We start from the raw sequence: 17,828 nt of genomic DNA, 5'->3' as shown, positions 1-17,828 counted from the left end.
CTGAAATCCCATGTTTTTTGAAACCAGGAACTAAGGCAAAAAAAGAGATTGTAAATCATTGGTATATCGCCTGCCCAATGAAGTCACTTGCCAATGAGTGTCTGTTAACTTTATCAGTTGTTTGTCGCGCGCCAATTTTAATAGTGGTTGAAGCAGACTGAATTCCAATCCTGTCGCGTTTGTGAATAACTCCAGCGGGATGGATTGCTCTAATCTTGTTGTATTTAACATAAACTCAAATAATAGTTCTCTATCTGTAATCAACTCTCGAGCGGCAAGAAAAGGCTTTCCATTATCCAGATAATCTTTGGGCTGTCGGTGTTTACGTGTCCTAATCACTTCAGTTTGAGTTGTCATTTTTCCATGAGCGCCTGCACCTATACCTAAATAATCACCAAACAACCAGTAATTAACATTATGTCTGGCTTGTTTTCCTGGTCTGGAAAATGCAGAAATCTCATACCGGTGATAGCCAGATTGTCCTAATAATGCAAATCCTTGCTCTTCCAACTCATAATCTTCTTCTTCGGATGGCAAGGGAGGAGTATGTTTGTAAAATAGGGTATTGGGTTCTATGGTTAATTGATACCAGGATAAATGCTCAGGGTGATAAGACAAGGCAGTCTTTAGATCTTGCAATCCCTCAGCAACGCTTTGGTTAGGTAAGCCGTGCATGATGTCAAGATTCAGATTATCAAAACCGGCTTTCCGAGCTGTATCTATTGCGGAATGGGCTTGTTTATCGTCATGAATACGGCCGAGTACTTTCAATTGCCTGGCATTAAAGCTTTGAATACCCAGAGACAAACGATTGATCCCTAACTGCCTGTAATCATTAAATCGATGTTGTTCTACGGTACCAGGATTCGCTTCCATTGTGATTTCTATGTCTCTGGCCAATGGGAGTATAAGCTTTATTTCATTTAATAAGTTGTTATAAGCTTCTGCAGAAAGCAGGCTTGGGGTACCGCCTCCAATAAAAATTGAGATGATCTCTCGGGTAGGATAGGAGGGCAAATCTGTTTTAAGATCCTTGATTAATGCCTGGATATAGCTATGTTCTGGTAAATCATCTGGACTTTTATGCGAGTTAAAATCGCAGTAAGGGCATTTTCTGATGCACCAGGGAATGTGAATGTATAAAGACAAAGGAAGCATGACAATTTTTAAACTGGCTTGTTGATGAATGCAATAGTATCATGGTAGCAATTTTGCTACAAAATAAGTGACAATAATTGATGCGGAATAAACCAAAATGTAAACAAAGAACCGTGATAGCCAAATCACGTTTGTTTACAGTTGAAGAAATGTATCTGGAATTTTCTAATGGGGCCCATAGAGTATATGAGCGTATCAAAAGCCATGGCCATGGAGCGGTGCTTATAGTGGCATTAACTCCCGGAGAATCATTATTATTAGTCCGGGAATACGCTGCTGGTACTGATTCTTATGAATTATCATTTCCCAAGGGAGTGATAGACTGGAATGAAACTCCTCTGGATGCGGCGAATAGAGAGTTACGTGAAGAGACTGGTTTTGCAGCAAGAGAACTTCACTGGCTTCGTTCAATGTCATTAGCTCCGGGTTATTTTGGAGCACGTATAGAATTAATTGTTGCGGAAGGACTGTATCTCTCGCCTTTACCTGGCGATGAGCCTGAACCTCCAGAAACAGTAGAATGGCCTTTGCATGCTGCCCATGAGTTATTAGAGAAACCAGATTTTACCGAGGCGCGCAGTATTGCTGCGTTATTTTTAGTTAAAGAGTGGTTGAACAAGAGGAAATAATATGACAAATAGACGAGTAAGAGTTGCTGTGACTGGAGCAGCAGGGCAAATAGGCTATGCTTTGGTATTTCGTATTGCATCTGGTCAAATGTTTGGTCCAAATACTGAAGTGGAATTGAATATGCTTGAACTTGAACCAGCCCTTCCATCTTTGGAAGGAGTGGCGATGGAGCTTGATGATTGCGCATTTCCCTTGTTGAAACGTATTGTTTGTACTGCTGACTTGAATAAAGCAATGGATGGAGTTAACTGGGCATTATTAGTCGGCTCTGTTCCACGAAAACAAGGCATGGAACGTTCTGATTTGTTACAAATTAATGGCGGCATATTTACCAAACAAGGCCAGGCGATTAATGACAATGCCAGTGATGACGTGCGTGTCTTTGTTGTAGGAAACCCTTGCAATACTAATTGTTTAATTGCTATGAATCATGCGAAAGATGTGCCATCCGATCGTTTTTATGCAATGACCACCCTGGATGAATTAAGATCTCGTACGCAATTAGCGAAAAAAGCAGGAGTGGATATTACTGCTGTGACTCAAATGACCATTTGGGGCAACCACTCTTCGACACAATATCCCGATTTTTATAATGCAAAAATTAATGGGGTATCTGCGGCTCAAGCCATTAAGGATGAAAACTGGTTAAAAGAAACTTTTGTATCCACTGTTCAGCAACGGGGAGCTGCGGTTATCAAAGCACGAGGTTCTTCTTCTGCTGCTTCTGCTGCCAATGCCATTATTACTGGTGTTAATCATTTAGTCACCGATACTCCTGCAGGCGAGTCATTCTCAATGTGCCGTCGTTCCAATGGTGAGTATGGTGTAGATGAAGGTTTAATATTCTCTTTTCCATGCCGTCGGGAGCATGGCGAATTAAAAGTGGTTGAGAATTTATCTTTTAATGATTTTGGAAGGGAACGATTCAATATTACTTTAGACGAATTACGAAGTGAAAGAGATACCGTGAAGTCTTTGGGCTTATTGGATTAATTATATTTTTTATAATTGTTGATAGGATAGGAAAAAGAATTTATATGGTACTTTTCGTTAATTGCTATGTATGCTCTGAGAGTTTCTCTCAGAGCATGATGTTATCAAGGTATGTTCACATCCTATCAATTTAACTTCCAGAAAGGGATAGATGGTTTTATAAAAGGCCTTGGCGATGAGGGCGAAGTTTTTCCAGTCTTTTTTCTCTTCTTATTTCTTCTTGTTTTTTAGTTCGATTCTCTCTGCTAAGCTCAAAATTTTTCGGCTTAAATAAAGCCAAGCGGTTTTTATGACGTTCCTCCATGTCTATAGAGTCTTCCGGCTTGCAAAAAAGGTAGGAGCGTCTGTGGGAACAGCGAGTAACAATCCCATTTTTATCCTTTGAATATTTATGTCCATCTTTCTCAGGAGGAAAAAGAATACCTTGATAATGGTAAATTCTTTTATTTTGAAACTGGTGATCCAGGAGTGATTGTTGAAATTGACGTGCTATGTGTTCGTTTGTATCTGTTAAATTACAAAAATATAATTTAATATCTTTTATGTTTGTTTTATAATAAAGAAACTCTTCTTGAAACCTTGTGCCCACCTCTCCTATAGATAAGATTTTAAAACCAATTGTTGTGCCTGCACAAACATGTTGATACAACTTGTGCTGTTCTATGAATTGCGGATCGCATATTCCATGCGCTAATACATAGATTTGAAGTTCTTCCTCTTCGGGGAGTTCTAACTCGCCTTCACCATATCTCACAATGAGTATTTTGTCTCCTGATTTTTGGTTATCCCACGCAATAGCACGTTCTACAAGGTCGGTTTCTTCTGACATAGAAAAGGGTATATAGAGTACTGTAATCATGCAAAATCCTAAAAACGTTATTCAGTTGGAGGAGAATTTTACAGAACTAACATTAAGAAATTATTATTAGTGTATTTATTGTTCAATCAATCTTTCGACTTTATGTCAGTGTATGAATGTGGGATTAATGAATTTTTACAGGTGTTGAGCAACTTGCAGAACCGTCATCGGTGTTAAAAGTGGCTGTTTCTTGAATGTCTGATACTAAACAGACTGAAGTGTATAAGCCATCACCTGTTTTGCATGCGTACTTGCCTTTGGTTTTTATGGTTAATGAAGGAGCATTATCAAAATCATTAGAACTATTGGCAGGAATATTATAAGTAGTATTGGGTCTTTTTATCTGAATGCATAGCAGGTTTGAGGAGTAGGTGTTTCTTATGCTATAGGCATAAGCAGTGACTCCAGATAAAAGAGTAGAACCTATTAAAAGGAATTGAAGCAGTTTTTTCATTGATTTCATTTCTCTTGAAGAGAGGTGCTAGTATAACACTGACTTAAATTTTAACAACATCAGGTCTAACGTGGTTTCAAGGATTCATTTTCTTGTGTGTTACTATTATGAGTTAGATGTTGATTTCTGTTTTTATATTCTTCACTTAAGTACATTTGAAAGAATTTGGAATATTCCAGGATAGGTTTTGCTTCTGCATTTCGCAAAAGAGTGGAGACTGAGCGGCCATTGGATAATATTTCATTTAAAGTGTGAACTAATTGCTCTACTTGTTCAAATGGTTCTTTTCGTTTATGAACCAAAACAGGAATATGCTTAATTATCGCTTTAGCGATTTGCTCGTCTGTTAAGTACAGAATTAAGCGAGATTGAGAAATTTTGATGAAATTTCTTTCCGATTGCATTATTAAATTATGTAAAAAGTCAGGATCTTTTTTTAAGTGCCCGCTTAATTTTTGACTAAACCCATGCCTGTCTCTGTTGTCAAGCAGTGTCTGAGTTAATTCCGTATGATCCAATTGAGCTAATGATTTTCCAGTTTTATATGAAAGCCAACTAGTTAAATCATGTTCATCATGAGAGTGATTCAGCGCACTGAATTGAAATCGAGGCGATACTTTTGGATGAGATAACATTTGATTCCAGTCAATTGTTGGCATGTGGTGTAATTTTGCCAAAGCATCCATGGATTTTCTTATGATATTAAAATTAATCCGCCATTTTTCAATATAAGGCAATGCTTCTCTGATTGAGCGAAGTAGCTCTATAAATGTATTTTTCGCTTTTGGATCGTAGTGTTCGGTTGCTTCTTTAAGATGTTGAACGGCAGGAAAAGTGTATTTGCCATTTCTCATTGCTTCCAAATGAAATACAGATTGTAATGATTTTAGCAATATAGAAAAGGGGTCATCCATACAATTTTCCTCTACTGGCCCTTCTTTAAAAGTAGTTTATAAAATCATAAAAGCCAAATAATTCGCAGAATGGATTAAAATTTTTTTATTTGATAGATATAATCTATCTTTTTGATAAAAATAATCGATTTTATTTATTAATCGATTTTGCCTAAATTTAACAATGTAAATTGTGTTAATTGATAAGGAGAAAACTTATGATTACGGTAGGCAATAAATTTCCGGAATTTCAAATCAAAGCAACAGTAAGCCATGATCTCGATAGGGCATTTCAAGTGATTTCTAATGAAACATATCAAGGCAAGTGGCTGGTAGTATTTTTTTGGCCTAAAGATTTTACTTTTGTTTGCCCCACTGAAATTGCAGAGTTTGGAAGGCTTAATTCAGAATTTGCTGATCGCGATGCTCAAATTCTAGGTGGGAGCACAGACAGTGAATTTGTGCACTTGGCATGGCGAAATCAACATCCGGATTTAAAAGAGTTACCATTTCCTATGTTAGCGGATGTCAAACGAGAGTTGACCACCAGTTTGGGAATATTAGATGAACAGGAAGGCGTAGCTCAAAGAGCAACATTTATAGTTGACCCTCAAGGTATTACACGGTTTGTGATGGTGACTGATTTAAATGTAGGACGCAATCCAGAGGAAGTGTTACGGGTCCTTGATGCCTTACAGACCGATGAACTTTGTCCTTGTAATTGGAAAAAAGGTGAAGAGACTATTCACATAAAATAAATCGAAACAAGAGGTATTCAACATGTTAGAAAACATTAAAGAAAGCATACCGGAAATCGCTAAAGACATCCGTTTAAATTTAAGCAAGGTTCTTGATTTTGCACAAAATGATGGACTGAGTGAGCAACAGATTTTAGGCTCTGCTCTGGCCGTTAGTTATTCTTTAGGAGATAAGGCATTAATCAAAGCGTTTGAAGAATTAATTAATGAGGAACAACTGGTGCGTGCCGCACAGCTGGCAGCAAGCCTTATGGCGATGACTAATATTTACTATCGCTTTACTCATTTCACTGAAAATAAGGAGGTTGAACATATTCCTACAGGATTAAGAATGCAGGGAATGATGAACCCTGGAGTAGACAGGGTAACATTTGAGATATTATCTTTGGCAGTTTCAGCACTCAATGGTTGTAGTGCTTGTATCAGCTCCCATGCTCGCCAATTACAAGAGCATGGTTTTTCAGCGATAAGTATTGCACGTATCGGCAGGATTAGTGCGGTTATTCATGCTGTGCATGTGAGCAGCCGGTTTGTATAAAGAAATTGAAGCAGGCAAAACCTGCTTCAGACTTGAAAATCATTATTTGATCACACCACAGGCTATACGCTCCCCTCCGCCACCTAGTGGAGGATTGTCACTGTAGTTGTCTCCGTCTGCGTGGATCATTACAGATAAATTGTGCAAATCGCTTAATTTTAAACGAGGAGCCAGAGTCGGTGTTGTTGCTTTTCCATCTTTCGTGACATATAAAACAGGCAAATCGCCTAAATGCCCATTACCATAGGGACCTTGGTGACTATTGGTATTTTTCGGGTCGTAATGTCCCTTCCCATGCATTCCTTTATCTCCACAATCGGGATGTTGATGCAAATGAAAACCATGCAGACCGTCTGGAAGTCCACTTAAATTTGGGGTAATCAGAATACCATAAGGAGTTTCTGTAAATGTCACTGTGCCGATTTCAGTTGATTTTGGCCCGGTAGTGTAAATTGTTGCTGAAATGTCCTCTGCAAGTGCTATATTTGAGCATAAAAAGGTGCCGGCAAGTATTATTCCTAATTTATTCATGTTATGTCCTATCATTGTTCGTGTTCCATTAATATTTTAGTTTTTAGTATTATCCAAGAAGAGAATTTATTCCAGTCAGAACGTACGCAAAATCTCAATCTTTTTGTTAAAAAAATGGTTTTAATTCAGTCATGTAGTTATCTAAATTCTCTCATTAAAAACATTTTTTTGACTTGAGATGGGGGTTTTGCATAAGTCCTGCCAGTATCTATAACCGCTACTATTTTTTAATTTTAAATTCATCATTAGTAAAAAAATGATTGCTGTATAATAAGCAAGGTTTATACTTTAGTTTTTTTAAGTCTTTAAGCAGAGAGTCCTCATGGAATTGAGAATTGATAACACCCCTTTTAAAGCCATCTTCCAGCCTTTAGATCTGGGTTTCACCCAAATCAAAAATCGTTTGTTAATGGGTTCTATGCATACAGGACTCGAGGAAGATAAAGAAAACCTAAATCGTCTTGCCAGTTTTTATAGAGAAAGAGCCCAAGGGGGGGCGGGGTTGATAGTAACAGGCGGTTTTGCCCCTAACAGAGCAGGTCGTTTAGCTCCTTTTGCCGCCAAGCTTACCAATAGTAAGGAACAACATCGTCATGAATTAATTACCCATACTGTTCACGAAGCAGGTGGAAAAATAGCTTTGCAAATTTTACATGCCGGACGTTATGGTTATCATCCATTCATTGTGGCCCCAAGTGGCATTAAATCTCCCATTAGCCCTTTTAAACCCTGGGAAATGAGTAAAAGGAGAATTATAAAAACCATAAAACATTTTGCCAGATGTGCCAGATTAGCTCAGTTAGCTGGTTATGATGGTGTTGAGATTATGGGAAGTGAAGGGTATTTGATTAACCAGTTTATAGTTACCCATACGAATCATCGCAGAGATGAATGGGGAGGAAATTATTCTAACCGTATTCGGTTTCCTATTGAAATAGTACGCAGTGTCCGTGAAGCGGTAGGGGATCAATTTATTATTATTTATCGCTTATCCATGCTTGATTTAATCGCAGAAGGAAGCAATTGGCATGAAGTAGTTACTCTTGCCAAAGCCATTGAGCAAGCGGGTGCCAATTTAATTAACACTGGTATTGGATGGCATGAAGCAAGGATTCCAACGATAGGAACGATGGTTCCATCGGCTGCATTCACTCAGGTGACTCAACATTTAAAGCCAGAAATAAAGATACCAGTCATCACGTCCAATCGAATTAATACACCAGAACTGGCTAATCAATTGTTGGAGTCTGGTGTTGCGGATATGGTTTCCATGGCCAGGCCATTTTTAGCAGATCCCTTTTTTGCCGAGAAGGCCAAATTGGGTGACAGCAAGGCAATTAATGTGTGCATAGCTTGTAATCAAGCTTGTCTGGATCGGGTTTTTGTAAATAAGACCGCTTCTTGCCTGGTTAATCCACGTGCTTGTAATGAAACAACATTGGTCTATGAAACAACCAACCAACCAAAATCTATCGCGGTAGTTGGCTCAGGGCCAGCTGGCCTTGCCTTTGCTGTGACAGCAGCAGAGCGGGGTCACAAAATTACCCTCTTTGAAAAAGCGGATAGTATTGGTGGGCAGTTTAATTTAGCAAAAAGAATTCCAGGAAAAGAAGAATTTCAACATACACTTAATTATTTTAATTATCAGCTTCAAAAATATCAGGTAGATATCCATCTGAATACCGAAGCTACTGTTGAATTGTTAAAAAATTACGATGAGGTCGTTTTGGCAAGTGGAATTATGCCGAGGACTCCTGAGATTAACGGCATAGATCATGAAAAAGTAGTGAGTTACTTAGATGTGATTACCAGGAAAAAAACCGTTGGCTCACGTGTAGCAATTATTGGAGCTGGGGGTATTGGTTTTGATGTGGCTGAATTCTTGACTCATGACTATCAACTGACCTCTGAGCAATTTTATAATGAATGGGGGATTGATATCACTGGACAGCATAGAGGTGGTTTAAAAACATCTCAAATTGAACCGAGCCCTCGTGAAGTGTACTTATTACAGCGTAAAAAAGAAAAAATGGGTAAACGCTTGGGAAAAACTACGGGATGGATTCATCGCTCCAGTTTAAAGCATAAACAGGTCAAAATGATTTCGGGCGTAAATTATGAACGCATTGATGATCAAGGATTGCACTTGCTTGTTGACGACAAACCACAAGTATTAGATGTGGATTCTGTCGTGATTTGCGCAGGTCAAACTGAATTGAAAGAGTTGTACGAACCTTTAAAAATGGCAGGTAAATTGGTTCATTTAGTTGGGGGCGCTTACAAGGCTTTAGAGCTGGATGCTCGTCATGCTATTGACCAGGCTTGTCGGTTGGCGGCGTTAGTATGAGTAAAATTGCTGTAGTGATAAATCCTATAGCAGGCGGCGGTCGGGGAAAAAAGGTTTGGAAAGTTTTAAAACCAGGGTTACATGCCATATTCGATCATATTGTTTACAGGATGTCTAACAGGGTGAATGATCTTGAAGTCATCGTGACAGGACTTCTTGCTGAAAACCCGGATCGTTTATTAATAATTGGTGGAGATGGCACTTTAAATCATGTGTTAAATGGGTTAATTGAACAGGATAAATTAAAAAATCCGCAAACCAGAGTGGCTTTCTTTAATGCAGGTTGTGGTGGAGATTTCACCAGGCAGTTTCCTAAACAGAAAATAACCGAATTTCTTGATCGGTTGAGTCATAATCAATTTATAAACTGTAACATTGGAAAAATTACTCTTTCCAATCAAGTGTCTCGATATTTTATTAATATTGCCAGTTGTGGTTTGTCCGGGAAAGTGGTTTTGGCCGTATCCAAAAGCAAATGGTTGAAAAAATTGGGTGGTACTATTAATTACTTGCTACATTCCCTGGCCGGATTAATTACCTATAGAAGAACCAAAGTAAGGATTCAGATAGATGATGCTTTACCCTTTGAAAACTCCATGTTGCTGATGGCTGTTTGCAGTGGCCAATATTTTGGAGGAGGTATGCATGTGGCGCCGATGGCAAAAATAGATGATGGATTATTTGATGTGGTTTTTTTTAGTAATTTTACAAAATGGAATGCCCTTTTTAAATTACATAAGATATATTCAGGGAGCCATTTGTTGGACAGTAATGTGCATTATATTCAGGCTAAAAAAATTAAAGTAGAACCTTTGGAAGAAACAAGTATAGAGATCGAAGCAGATGGTGAAAGGATTGGCCAGTTACCTGCAAAGTTCGAATTAATTGAGGAAACCATTTCTCTCATTGTTTAAAAAAATAGAAAATTAAAAGAGCAAAACCAGGTCCTTTTGATAAAATTATTTTTATCAAAATAGGATATTGCATTGAGAAAATTAATAAATATAGTGCATCATCTTGTTTATTTTGTTATTATAATGCACATTTTTTATATTACTTAGCCTTTTCAGAAAGCGTTTTATTATATCCAGGAACAGTATGAATCAAGAAATAACAAACTTCGCAGCTTTTAATCTTTCTGATGCTTTAAACAAAGCATTAGAAGATATGAAGTTTACCACTCCCTCACCTATTCAAGCTCAAACCATCCCTTTGATGTTGCAAGGTCGCGATGCGATTGCTCTTGCTCAAACTGGTACAGGTAAAACAGCTGCTTTCGCATTGCCTATTTTGCAAAATTTGTCTCCTGATATACAGGCTACCCAGGCATTGATTTTAGCACCGACTCGTGAACTGGCAATACAAGTTGCAGAACAATTTGAATTGTTAAGTACCTATCAACGCAATGTGACTACAGCAGTTCTTTGTGGTGGACAAGAGTATGGCCGTCAATTAAAACAATTGCGTAGTGGTGCACAAGTAGTAGTAGGAACTCCAGGACGTATTTTAGATCACATAGATAAAGGTACTTTGTCATTAAATAATTTACGGACATTTATTCTGGACGAAGCGGATGAAATGTTACGTATGGGTTTCATCGAAGACGTTGAAACTATTTTGGAAAAATTACCTGAAAAGAAACAAATGGCATTGTTTTCAGCCACCATGCCTTATCGAATTCGTCAAATAGCAAATACTTATTTGAATGATCCTGTCTCAATAGAAATCCGTATGGAAACAGCTACGGTGAAGAGTATAGAGCAACGCTTTTTGTTTGCTGGTGTACATCAAAAACCAGATGCTTTAATTCGTGTACTGGAAGTGGAAGATTATCAAGGGGTCATAGTATTTGTGCGGACTAAAAGCAGTACTGAAGAAGTGGCGGAGTTATTGCAACAACATGGATTGAGGGCAATGGCAATTCATGGTGATATCACGCAGTCTTTGCGTGAACGAATTATTGCCCAGTTTAAACAAGGAGCTATTGACATACTTGTTGCAACAGATGTTGCTGCACGTGGCCTGGATGTCGAAAGAGTAACTCATGTTATTAATTATGATATGCCCCATGATAATGAAACTTATGTTCATAGAATTGGCAGAACTGGAAGGGCAGGACGTTCTGGTGTGACGGTTTTATTTGTAACGCCTAAGGAGTCCCGTTTAATTTCCAGTATTGAGCGCCATACACGGCAGCGAATTGAAAAGGTTCAGGTTCCTAATGATCATATGATTCAAGTTGCTCGTCAACAAAGATTCATGTCTAACATCACAACCCGTTTGGACCATGAGCATGTGTATTCCTATAAACGAATTGTAGAAGAGTACATTAAAGAAAATGAAGTGTCAGCAGTAGATGTGGCAGCTGCTCTTGCTTTATTGTTGCATAAAGATATGCCTTGGAAAAAAGAATTGAATATGCCAAAAGCGGCGTCTTCTCTAAAAGAAGGTCGGGGCCGCACAGGAGAAAGGGGCGAGGACAGACGCCTTCGATTTAAGGAAGACAGAAAGAGTTTTTCTGATGATCGAAAGAGAGCTCGTGGGGATAAAAAAGAGTTTACTAATGAAAGAAAAAAATTTAATGACAGTAAGCCAACAACTAATCAAGAACCAATCGCTCAAGATTTATTCCGGATTGATGTAGGTAAAATTCATGGAGTGAAACCTGGGAATATTGTTGGTGCTATTGCGAATGAAGCAGGGTTACAGAGTCGATACATTACTGGTCTTAAAATTCATGAAGATCATTCTACTGTACGTTTACCCAAAGGAATGCCAAAAGAAGTCATGAAGGACTTAACCAAAGCATGGGTTTGTGGACGTCAATTGAATTTAACATTAATTGGTAGTGCCTGAATAAATCATAATGCTGATGAGACTCGGCTAATATTTGTTTCGTAAGTTCAGTCAGTATAGTTTATAAAGTTTTTAAGAAAGCGTTTTTGCAAGCACAAACATAGTGCGTTCGCAAAGACGCTTTTTTTGTTTGCTATAAAAAGGACTGAATTTCTCTATGGCTTGTTTTTATATTTGAACATCACTAATATTGAATGGTGTTCAGAAAATTATTAATGGGGGTCTATTATGAAGATGAAGTATGAGCAAAAATTTTTTGATAGAGAACTTAACACGAAAAAAAATGAGAGTAATCGCGATGATCCCTATGCACCTACTCGTAGAGCTGATAAATCCCGTGGATTTAGCCAAAAAGCAAGAAATCAATTTGAGCAACAGATAAAGGATGAGGTGAGAGAAACATTGGATGATGTTCATAACGAATCTTTATATAGATTTAATAAGTAGAAATAGAGTTCATATATTGTGCACTATCACTGGTAATTCTACGTGCTAATTATATCCGCTTCCTTACGGTTGCGGCTCGGATTATAGGATTATAACGGAGCAAAGCCGAGCCGCGACCGTAAGGAAGCGGATATGTAATGTGCGTGCCGAGGATGACATGGAAGTCCTTTGGAAGCGGGCACGCAAAGCTATGTTTCACAGTTTTATTATTTGTTACCAAGCACTAAAGAAACAGCTGTACTTAATACGGCAACAGTTGCAGCAGCAAATGGGAAAAGTACATAAGGATTTTTAAACTGGCTTTCATAAGGAATTTCATCCTTAAGCTCTGCAATTAATTCCTTTCGTATCTGAGTACTATTGTCTTTCACAGATTTTAATCTGTTATCAGAATCAGTATTTTCTGTAAGCAACGGAACATAGTCTTCTAATAATCTCGTCTGGGCTGAATGTACTTGCTCTGTAATGTCACTCTTTGAGTTTTTATATTTTTCAGAAGTACGAGCAATAGCTTCTGCAATTGCAGACGTGAATTTTAACTTATCGTCCTTAGACCAGATTTCTGCATCAGATATACGTGAATTCATTTGGTAACTGGGATTTTCAATTTTACCTTGAGTAAAATGAAGAACCGCCTTATTTAATTCCGTATCTGCTGAGAGTATTGTTTCTAAAAACATCAAACTATTAATCAGGAAATCTCTTTCGAATCTAGTCATTATTATAGCTCTCAAAAAACATTAAGGGGCTTTTTACATTCCCAATACCTTGAGTCACAATACCCTGATTTTCTGAATTCAGTGGTTTAAAAAACATAGTATTACAAACTCAGGCAAGCGACATGTAATAGTCCTTAATATAATTACGTTTACATTTTAGATCAATAAGAAAATTTATATACTGCAAAGTGTTAAATGCAGTGGAAAAATTGATAAATCGTTTTGATTCATAATATAATCAGAAGAACTTAATGATATAAAAATCAATCTATTATTTAAGGGGTTTCATGAAACTATTAGCAACTTTGGGTGCTTTTTTATTTTCGGGAGTTGTTTGTGCTACACCGCTTAATAATATAGTCATATTTGGTGATAGCTTATCCGATAATGGTAATTTATATGAGTACATGAAACACCAGTTACCTCAATCTCCTCCCTATTTTGAAGGAAGGTTTTCTAACGGACCCGTTTGGATAGAACGGTTAATCGCTTCTTATTTCCCTAATGATCCAAATTCGCATTTACAGGATTATGCTGTTGGTGGTGCAGGAGTATCTGTGAATGAGGAAGATGATGAGGTATTTTTTACTTTAAGAAGAGAAGTCAACGCTTACTTGTTAGCCCATCAGGATCAAGCAAGCCCGAATAGTCTTTATATTATCTGGATAGGAGCAAACAATTATCTGGGTATGCCTGCTGAAGTAGAAGAAACGCTAAAAAATGTCAATCTTGGAATCACAAATAGCATACAGCGTTTGGTAGAAAAAGGTGCAAAACATATTTTAGTACTTAATCTGCCTGACTTGGGTACAACCCCTGCGGCCATAGAATTTGATTCCAGAGAGATGATGACTTATTTTTCAACTCAGCATAATAATGCACTGGTTAAAACTGTAGATTATTTTAAAGAAACTTATCCTGAAGTGGAGTGGTTATTTTTTGATATGAGCAGTCATTTTAATAATGTTTTGGAACATGCTTCAGAATATGGATTTACCAATATAACGAATACTTGTTCCAATTTGATTATAGATGAAATTACTAAAAAATCGGTTTTGAGAATGGTGGCTTCCGTAAAGCCAAAATTGACTACAGATGTCTGTGAAGGTTATTTGTTTTTTGATTTAGTCCACCCGACTGCCCTGGCGCATAAAATAATGGCAGAAAAAGCACGTACTATGTTAGATGAAGCGGGTATCGAGTTTGCAGAAAATTAAGGACGGTCTTTGATATTAGACTTCTTTCAAAACTCGCTGAGTTGAGAGAAGTGTGAGGAAAAACTGAGGACAGAATCGGAGTGCATATCTTAGGACATGAGGATTCTGTCAATGAAGCAATTTCTATTAAAGTTTGGAAAAAGTCTATTCAGTTCCTTCTATCTGCCAACTCTCTATCGTGATTGAGGCTAAGAAATTGAGATGAGAAGATAATTCATTGGACATTTGCCTGTTTTCGGGTCTTCAGGGACTAGCTGTCGTACATTGATAAGAAACAAACACTACCAATTACCAACATCTCTCTACTGAATCCTGTTCCATAATAGGTAATTTTATAGGGATATATGAATCAAATTAAATGGATAAGCCTATTGTTTTTCCTTATTGCTTCCAGTGTTTTTGCAGAGAAGCTTGAGATACAGGTTGAGCAAAAAAAAGTTATTTTACCTTATTGGCCATCAATGCATATGTCCTATGGAGCTGTTGTAATTGTTCGCGGTGGTGAATATGGACAAGGGACTTTATTGTTAGAACATTTGGCCAAACGATTATCACAAAATGGCTGGTCAGTTGCTCTGGTGAATTGTACTAAAAATAATTCGGTTCCCTGGATTAATCAATTGCCAGAAGTAATCAGTGCTTTAAGACAGAATCACAATAAACGAATCGTTTTAGTCCATTACGGAGACCAGCTCAATATATCATTAGAGTATTTTAGTAAGCCACAATCCAAGATGATAAATGGACTAGTGATGTTATCAGCCTATGATGTAAAGAAAAATTTGAAAAAAATACCTCTTTTGCGTTTTCCATTGTTTGATATCGCGGGTCAGTTTGATTATGACATGGTATTACAACAAAGAAAAATGAGAGAGGAAGAGTTTAAAGCGCAAAAATATTTAGCTATAGATATGCCCGGGGCTCACCATGATTATCAATACAGTCAACAATTATTATTAGCGTTTGTCCATGGTTGGATGGCGAAGCTTCCAGAGTTTGAAACACAGCCTCCTCCTATTTTGGTTTCTTATTTGGAGCCTGTTTATTCGTCAGTGAGTTCGGTTGTATTAATTGATAAATTAACATAAAACCTGATTGTCCATGGGTCACCACCCTTTGGTTTCACAAATCAATTCATAGGCCTTCATGATATTGTGAGTTTTATCATTAGCTAATTTGATCATTTCTTCTGGTAACCCTTGAGCAATTAACTTATCGGGATGGTTACGACTTAGTAAGCGTCGGTATGCCCTTCTGACATCTTGTTTGTTGGCATTGGGACTTACTTCAAGTAAGGCAAAAGCATGTTCCAAAGCATTGGGTTGGGACTGAGGTTTGTAATAATATTGTTGTTTTGAAGATGAAGAGTGTTGATCTCTTTGTTGATGTTGATAAGCCTTTTTATGTTGTTGGTAATAATAACCAAAATCTTCATAAAAGCGATACTGCTTGTGTAATGGAGCAAATCCCAGATGGGAAAAAATATTGTCGAGGGCCTGAATTTTTTGAGTACTTAACCCATCTACTTGAGCAGCTCGGTATTGAATATCTACGAATAGTTTTAACAACTCACGATTGTCTCTACAAATTGTTTGCAATTGAGTGAGGGCAAAACTGACATTGAAATGGGACTGCTTTCCTTCGTTAAATAATCGCTTTGCTAAATCTTTTTGGGCTTTACTCAATTTCATTTCATTCATGAGTAACTTAGCCATTTTAATTTCTTGTTCAGAAACACGACCATCTGATTTTGCGATATGCCCCATAATAGAAAATGTGGTTTCAAAGAACGCTTTTTGAACTGCCTTTTGTTTTTCGGCATGATAAAGCCAGTGTGGATTAGAGTAATAACTACTTAGACCTCTGTCAAAAAAATTACCAACAAGAATTCCAAAGAAGGCTCCTAGCGGCCCGCCAGTTAAATAACCAAAGAAAGCCCCAAGTATTTTTCCCCACCAGGTTGTTACTACAAAGAAATCACGTAAATTCATTATCAGAAGTTACCTATTAAATATATATGTTAAATTTGGTTCCAAATTTTAATATGGTTATGGTTAGAGAAATACAAAGTCTCTAATTGAATTGTAACATATCGCACAAGTAACTGTTTTAGGTATATACTTTAGCTTTTTTGTGTCTGGTGCCTATTTATGCGTTTTGTGTATTCCTTTTTAATGTATTTACTCACCCCCTATTTGCTCTTTCGCCTATGGTGGAAAGGGAAAAAACTACCCGCTTATAGACAACGCATAGGGGAGCGCTTTTGTTTGGGATTGAAAGAGACTTCACCAGTTGATGTATGGGTTCATGCGGTTTCTTTGGGAGAGGTGATTGCAGCAACACCGTTGATCGATGCGATGTTGGATAAACGTTGGACAGTATTAATAACCACAATGACACCAACTGGATCAGAGCGAGTCAAATCACGTTTTGGTGATAAGGTAGTGCATAGATATTTGCCTTATGATTTGCCGTTTGTACTTAAACGATTTTTTAAAAAAGTACAGCCTCGTGTTGGAGTCATTATGGAAACTGAATTGTGGCCCAATTTAATTTATCAGGCAAAGGCAGCAAAAGTAGCATTATTTCTGGCTAATGGACGCTTATCTGATCGTTCTTTAAAAGGATATCTGAAATTTAAATATTTATTTAAACCCGTTTTGAATCAATTTTCAGGGATTTTAGCGCAAAGTGATGATGATGCCGGGAGATTTATTGCTTTGGGGGCTAATACCAATTTAGTTCAAGTATTAGGGAATATGAAATTTGATTTGCAAATTAATACTATTGACAGCAAGAAATACAAAGAATTAAAAAGCCATTGGGGAGATGACAGAATCACTGTTATTGCAGCAAGTACCCATGAAGATGAAGAATCCCAGATTTTATCTCAGCTACCACGGCTGCAAAAAGCTATTCCAGAGGTTGTGCTTTTAATTGCACCACGTCATCCCGAACGATTTCAAACGGTATATCAGTTGAGTGTTCAGGCTGGATTTAATACTGGGTGTCGTAGTGATTTGAAAACAGTCTCCAGAAAAAATGAAGTGGTCATCCTGGATAGTTTAGGTGAGCTTATGGGTTTTTATCAAATGAGTGATTTTGCTTTCGTTGGAGGAAGTCTTGTTCCTGTTGGTGGTCATAATGTATTAGAGCCTATCGCAATGAAAGTACCTGTTTTAAGTGGCAATCAAGTACATAACTTTAAAACAATTTGCAGAGATCTTGGGGAAGCGCAGGCGATTCTGTTAGTGAATCGTGCTGATGAGTTAATCGATGCAATTATTAAATTACACCAGGATAAAGAGTCTCAAAATAGTATGGTTAAAAGCGCTACTGCGGTTCTTGAAAGTAATAAAGGATCAGTGGTGAAGTATTTACAAAGAATTGAGGGAATTTTAGGGAATTAATAAATTGTTTGCTTGTTG

Annotated in this window: 18 protein-coding genes; 11 read left to right on the top strand and 7 right to left on the bottom strand. The window is 37.5% G+C overall.

Going from position 1 to position 17,828, the window contains the following annotated elements; genetic code table 11:
• Positions 1–30 precede the first annotated feature (30 nt).
• On the bottom strand, positions 31–1,158 hold the full coding sequence (hemW, locus tag ACZ5EK_RS12000) for a radical SAM family heme chaperone HemW (RefSeq protein ID WP_464429835.1): 1,128 nt from the start codon (positions 1,156–1,158) through the stop codon (positions 31–33).
• Positions 1,159–1,238: 80 nt separating this feature from the next.
• On the opposite strand from hemW, the gene nudE reads away from it, so the two are divergent.
• Both nudE and ACZ5EK_RS11990 read left to right on the top strand, forming a co-directional pair.
• The gene (gene nudE / locus ACZ5EK_RS11995; protein ID WP_464429834.1) at positions 1,239–1,787 is read left to right on the top strand and encodes an ADP compounds hydrolase NudE; all 549 of its coding nucleotides are present in this window, start codon (positions 1,239–1,241) and stop codon (positions 1,785–1,787) included.
• 1 nt (position 1,788) lies between these two features.
• Positions 1,789–2,781, top strand: coding sequence for a malate dehydrogenase (locus ACZ5EK_RS11990; protein WP_464429832.1), 993 nt, complete (start codon positions 1,789–1,791; stop codon positions 2,779–2,781).
• A gap of 157 nt (positions 2,782–2,938) precedes the next feature.
• Here ACZ5EK_RS11990 and ACZ5EK_RS11985 read toward each other — a convergent pair whose 3' ends face one another.
• From ACZ5EK_RS11985 to ACZ5EK_RS11975, 3 genes are all read right to left on the bottom strand, one after another.
• On the bottom strand, positions 2,939–3,640 hold the full coding sequence (locus ACZ5EK_RS11985) for a hypothetical protein (RefSeq protein WP_464424805.1): 702 nt from the start codon (positions 3,638–3,640) through the stop codon (positions 2,939–2,941).
• A gap of 124 nt (positions 3,641–3,764) precedes the next feature.
• Positions 3,765–4,094: a hypothetical protein gene (locus ACZ5EK_RS11980; protein ID WP_464429831.1), complete on the bottom strand. Its 330-nt coding sequence runs from the start codon at positions 4,092–4,094 to the stop codon at positions 3,765–3,767.
• A 65-nt stretch (positions 4,095–4,159) separates the two neighbouring features.
• Complete coding sequence (locus tag ACZ5EK_RS11975; protein ID WP_464429829.1) at positions 4,160–5,008, bottom strand: hypothetical protein; 849 nt, start codon at positions 5,006–5,008, stop codon at positions 4,160–4,162.
• A 197-nt stretch (positions 5,009–5,205) separates the two neighbouring features.
• Here ACZ5EK_RS11975 and ACZ5EK_RS11970 point away from each other — a divergent pair, with 197 nt between their 5' ends.
• Both ACZ5EK_RS11970 and ACZ5EK_RS11965 read left to right on the top strand, forming a co-directional pair.
• Entirely contained in the window at positions 5,206–5,745 is a 540-nt protein-coding gene (locus tag ACZ5EK_RS11970; protein WP_464429828.1) for a peroxiredoxin, read from the top strand.
• A 22-nt stretch (positions 5,746–5,767) separates the two neighbouring features.
• Positions 5,768–6,283 carry a carboxymuconolactone decarboxylase family protein gene (locus tag ACZ5EK_RS11965; protein WP_464429826.1) on the top strand — a complete coding sequence of 172 codons (516 nt, stop codon included), beginning with the start codon at positions 5,768–5,770 and terminating at the stop codon, positions 6,281–6,283.
• A gap of 42 nt (positions 6,284–6,325) precedes the next feature.
• On the opposite strand, the gene ACZ5EK_RS11960 is transcribed toward ACZ5EK_RS11965, so the two are convergent.
• The gene (locus tag ACZ5EK_RS11960) at positions 6,326–6,814 is read right to left on the bottom strand and encodes a superoxide dismutase family protein (RefSeq protein WP_464429825.1); all 489 of its coding nucleotides are present in this window, start codon (positions 6,812–6,814) and stop codon (positions 6,326–6,328) included.
• 322 nt (positions 6,815–7,136) lie between these two features.
• On the opposite strand from ACZ5EK_RS11960, the gene ACZ5EK_RS11955 reads away from it, so the two are divergent.
• The 4 genes from ACZ5EK_RS11955 to ACZ5EK_RS11940 all read left to right on the top strand — a co-directional run bounded on the left by ACZ5EK_RS11955 (position 7,137) and on the right by ACZ5EK_RS11940 (position 12,464).
• On the top strand, positions 7,137–9,161 hold the full coding sequence (locus ACZ5EK_RS11955) for an oxidoreductase (RefSeq protein ID WP_464429822.1): 2,025 nt from the start codon (positions 7,137–7,139) through the stop codon (positions 9,159–9,161).
• Positions 9,158–10,075, top strand: a complete 918-nt coding sequence (locus ACZ5EK_RS11950; RefSeq protein WP_464429821.1) for a diacylglycerol/lipid kinase family protein — start codon at positions 9,158–9,160, stop codon at positions 10,073–10,075. Before ACZ5EK_RS11955 ends, ACZ5EK_RS11950 begins: the two co-directional genes overlap by 4 nt.
• Positions 10,076–10,259: 184 nt before the next feature.
• Positions 10,260–12,017 (top strand): DEAD/DEAH box helicase, encoded by a 1,758-nt coding sequence (locus ACZ5EK_RS11945; protein WP_464429820.1) that lies wholly within the window; start codon positions 10,260–10,262, stop codon positions 12,015–12,017.
• Between the two features lie 228 nt (positions 12,018–12,245).
• Positions 12,246–12,464: a hypothetical protein gene (locus ACZ5EK_RS11940; RefSeq protein WP_464429819.1), complete on the top strand. Its 219-nt coding sequence runs from the start codon at positions 12,246–12,248 to the stop codon at positions 12,462–12,464.
• Positions 12,465–12,670: 206 nt separating this feature from the next.
• Here the strand turns inward: ACZ5EK_RS11940 and ACZ5EK_RS11935 are convergent, their stop codons facing one another.
• The gene (locus ACZ5EK_RS11935; RefSeq protein ID WP_464429818.1) at positions 12,671–13,183 is read right to left on the bottom strand and encodes a Dot/Icm T4SS effector MavE; all 513 of its coding nucleotides are present in this window, start codon (positions 13,181–13,183) and stop codon (positions 12,671–12,673) included.
• Between the two features lie 287 nt (positions 13,184–13,470).
• On the opposite strand from ACZ5EK_RS11935, the gene plaA reads away from it, so the two are divergent.
• A complete protein-coding gene (gene plaA, locus ACZ5EK_RS11930; protein WP_464429817.1) occupies positions 13,471–14,400 on the top strand; it encodes a GDSL family lysophospholipase PlaA in 930 nt (309 codons plus the stop codon).
• A 344-nt stretch (positions 14,401–14,744) separates the two neighbouring features.
• A complete protein-coding gene (locus ACZ5EK_RS11925; RefSeq protein ID WP_464429816.1) occupies positions 14,745–15,488 on the top strand; it encodes an alpha/beta hydrolase in 744 nt (247 codons plus the stop codon).
• Positions 15,489–15,506: 18 nt separating this feature from the next.
• On the opposite strand, the gene djlA is transcribed toward ACZ5EK_RS11925, so the two are convergent.
• A complete protein-coding gene (gene djlA, locus ACZ5EK_RS11920) occupies positions 15,507–16,391 on the bottom strand; it encodes a co-chaperone DjlA (RefSeq protein WP_464429815.1) in 885 nt (294 codons plus the stop codon).
• 159 nt (positions 16,392–16,550) lie between these two features.
• Here djlA and waaA point away from each other — a divergent pair, with 159 nt between their 5' ends.
• Entirely contained in the window at positions 16,551–17,810 is a 1,260-nt protein-coding gene (waaA, locus tag ACZ5EK_RS11915; protein ID WP_464429814.1) for a lipid IV(A) 3-deoxy-D-manno-octulosonic acid transferase, read from the top strand.
• Positions 17,811–17,828 lie beyond the last annotated feature (18 nt).

The sequence above is a fragment of the Legionella sp. JM-2024 genome (genome assembly GCF_055389095.1).
The sequence above is the reverse complement of the archived record's forward strand: the minus strand, read 5'-3'. Positions and strand labels throughout refer to the sequence as shown.

Coding starts and splice junctions, on each gene's coding strand:
- waaA (WP_464429814.1), top strand. CDS start 16,551: ATGCGTTTTGTGTATTCCTTTTTAATGTATTTACTCACCCCCTATTTG.
- ACZ5EK_RS11985 (WP_464424805.1), bottom strand. CDS start 3,640: ATGATTACAGTACTCTATATACCCTTTTCTATGTCAGAAGAAACCGAC.
- ACZ5EK_RS11955 (WP_464429822.1), top strand. CDS start 7,137: ATGGAATTGAGAATTGATAACACCCCTTTTAAAGCCATCTTCCAGCCT.
- ACZ5EK_RS11970 (WP_464429828.1), top strand. CDS start 5,206: ATGATTACGGTAGGCAATAAATTTCCGGAATTTCAAATCAAAGCAACA.
- ACZ5EK_RS11935 (WP_464429818.1), bottom strand. CDS start 13,183: ATGACTAGATTCGAAAGAGATTTCCTGATTAATAGTTTGATGTTTTTA.
- djlA (WP_464429815.1), bottom strand. CDS start 16,391: ATGAATTTACGTGATTTCTTTGTAGTAACAACCTGGTGGGGAAAAATA.
- plaA (WP_464429817.1), top strand. CDS start 13,471: ATGAAACTATTAGCAACTTTGGGTGCTTTTTTATTTTCGGGAGTTGTT.
- ACZ5EK_RS11980 (WP_464429831.1), bottom strand. CDS start 4,094: ATGAAAAAACTGCTTCAATTCCTTTTAATAGGTTCTACTCTTTTATCT.
- ACZ5EK_RS11940 (WP_464429819.1), top strand. CDS start 12,246: ATGAAGATGAAGTATGAGCAAAAATTTTTTGATAGAGAACTTAACACG.
- ACZ5EK_RS11950 (WP_464429821.1), top strand. CDS start 9,158: ATGAGTAAAATTGCTGTAGTGATAAATCCTATAGCAGGCGGCGGTCGG.
- hemW (WP_464429835.1), bottom strand. CDS start 1,158: ATGCTTCCTTTGTCTTTATACATTCACATTCCCTGGTGCATCAGAAAA.
- ACZ5EK_RS11990 (WP_464429832.1), top strand. CDS start 1,789: ATGACAAATAGACGAGTAAGAGTTGCTGTGACTGGAGCAGCAGGGCAA.
- ACZ5EK_RS11965 (WP_464429826.1), top strand. CDS start 5,768: ATGTTAGAAAACATTAAAGAAAGCATACCGGAAATCGCTAAAGACATC.
- ACZ5EK_RS11925 (WP_464429816.1), top strand. CDS start 14,745: ATGAATCAAATTAAATGGATAAGCCTATTGTTTTTCCTTATTGCTTCC.
- ACZ5EK_RS11975 (WP_464429829.1), bottom strand. CDS start 5,008: ATGGATGACCCCTTTTCTATATTGCTAAAATCATTACAATCTGTATTT.
- nudE (WP_464429834.1), top strand. CDS start 1,239: ATGCGGAATAAACCAAAATGTAAACAAAGAACCGTGATAGCCAAATCA.
- ACZ5EK_RS11945 (WP_464429820.1), top strand. CDS start 10,260: ATGAATCAAGAAATAACAAACTTCGCAGCTTTTAATCTTTCTGATGCT.
- ACZ5EK_RS11960 (WP_464429825.1), bottom strand. CDS start 6,814: ATGAATAAATTAGGAATAATACTTGCCGGCACCTTTTTATGCTCAAAT.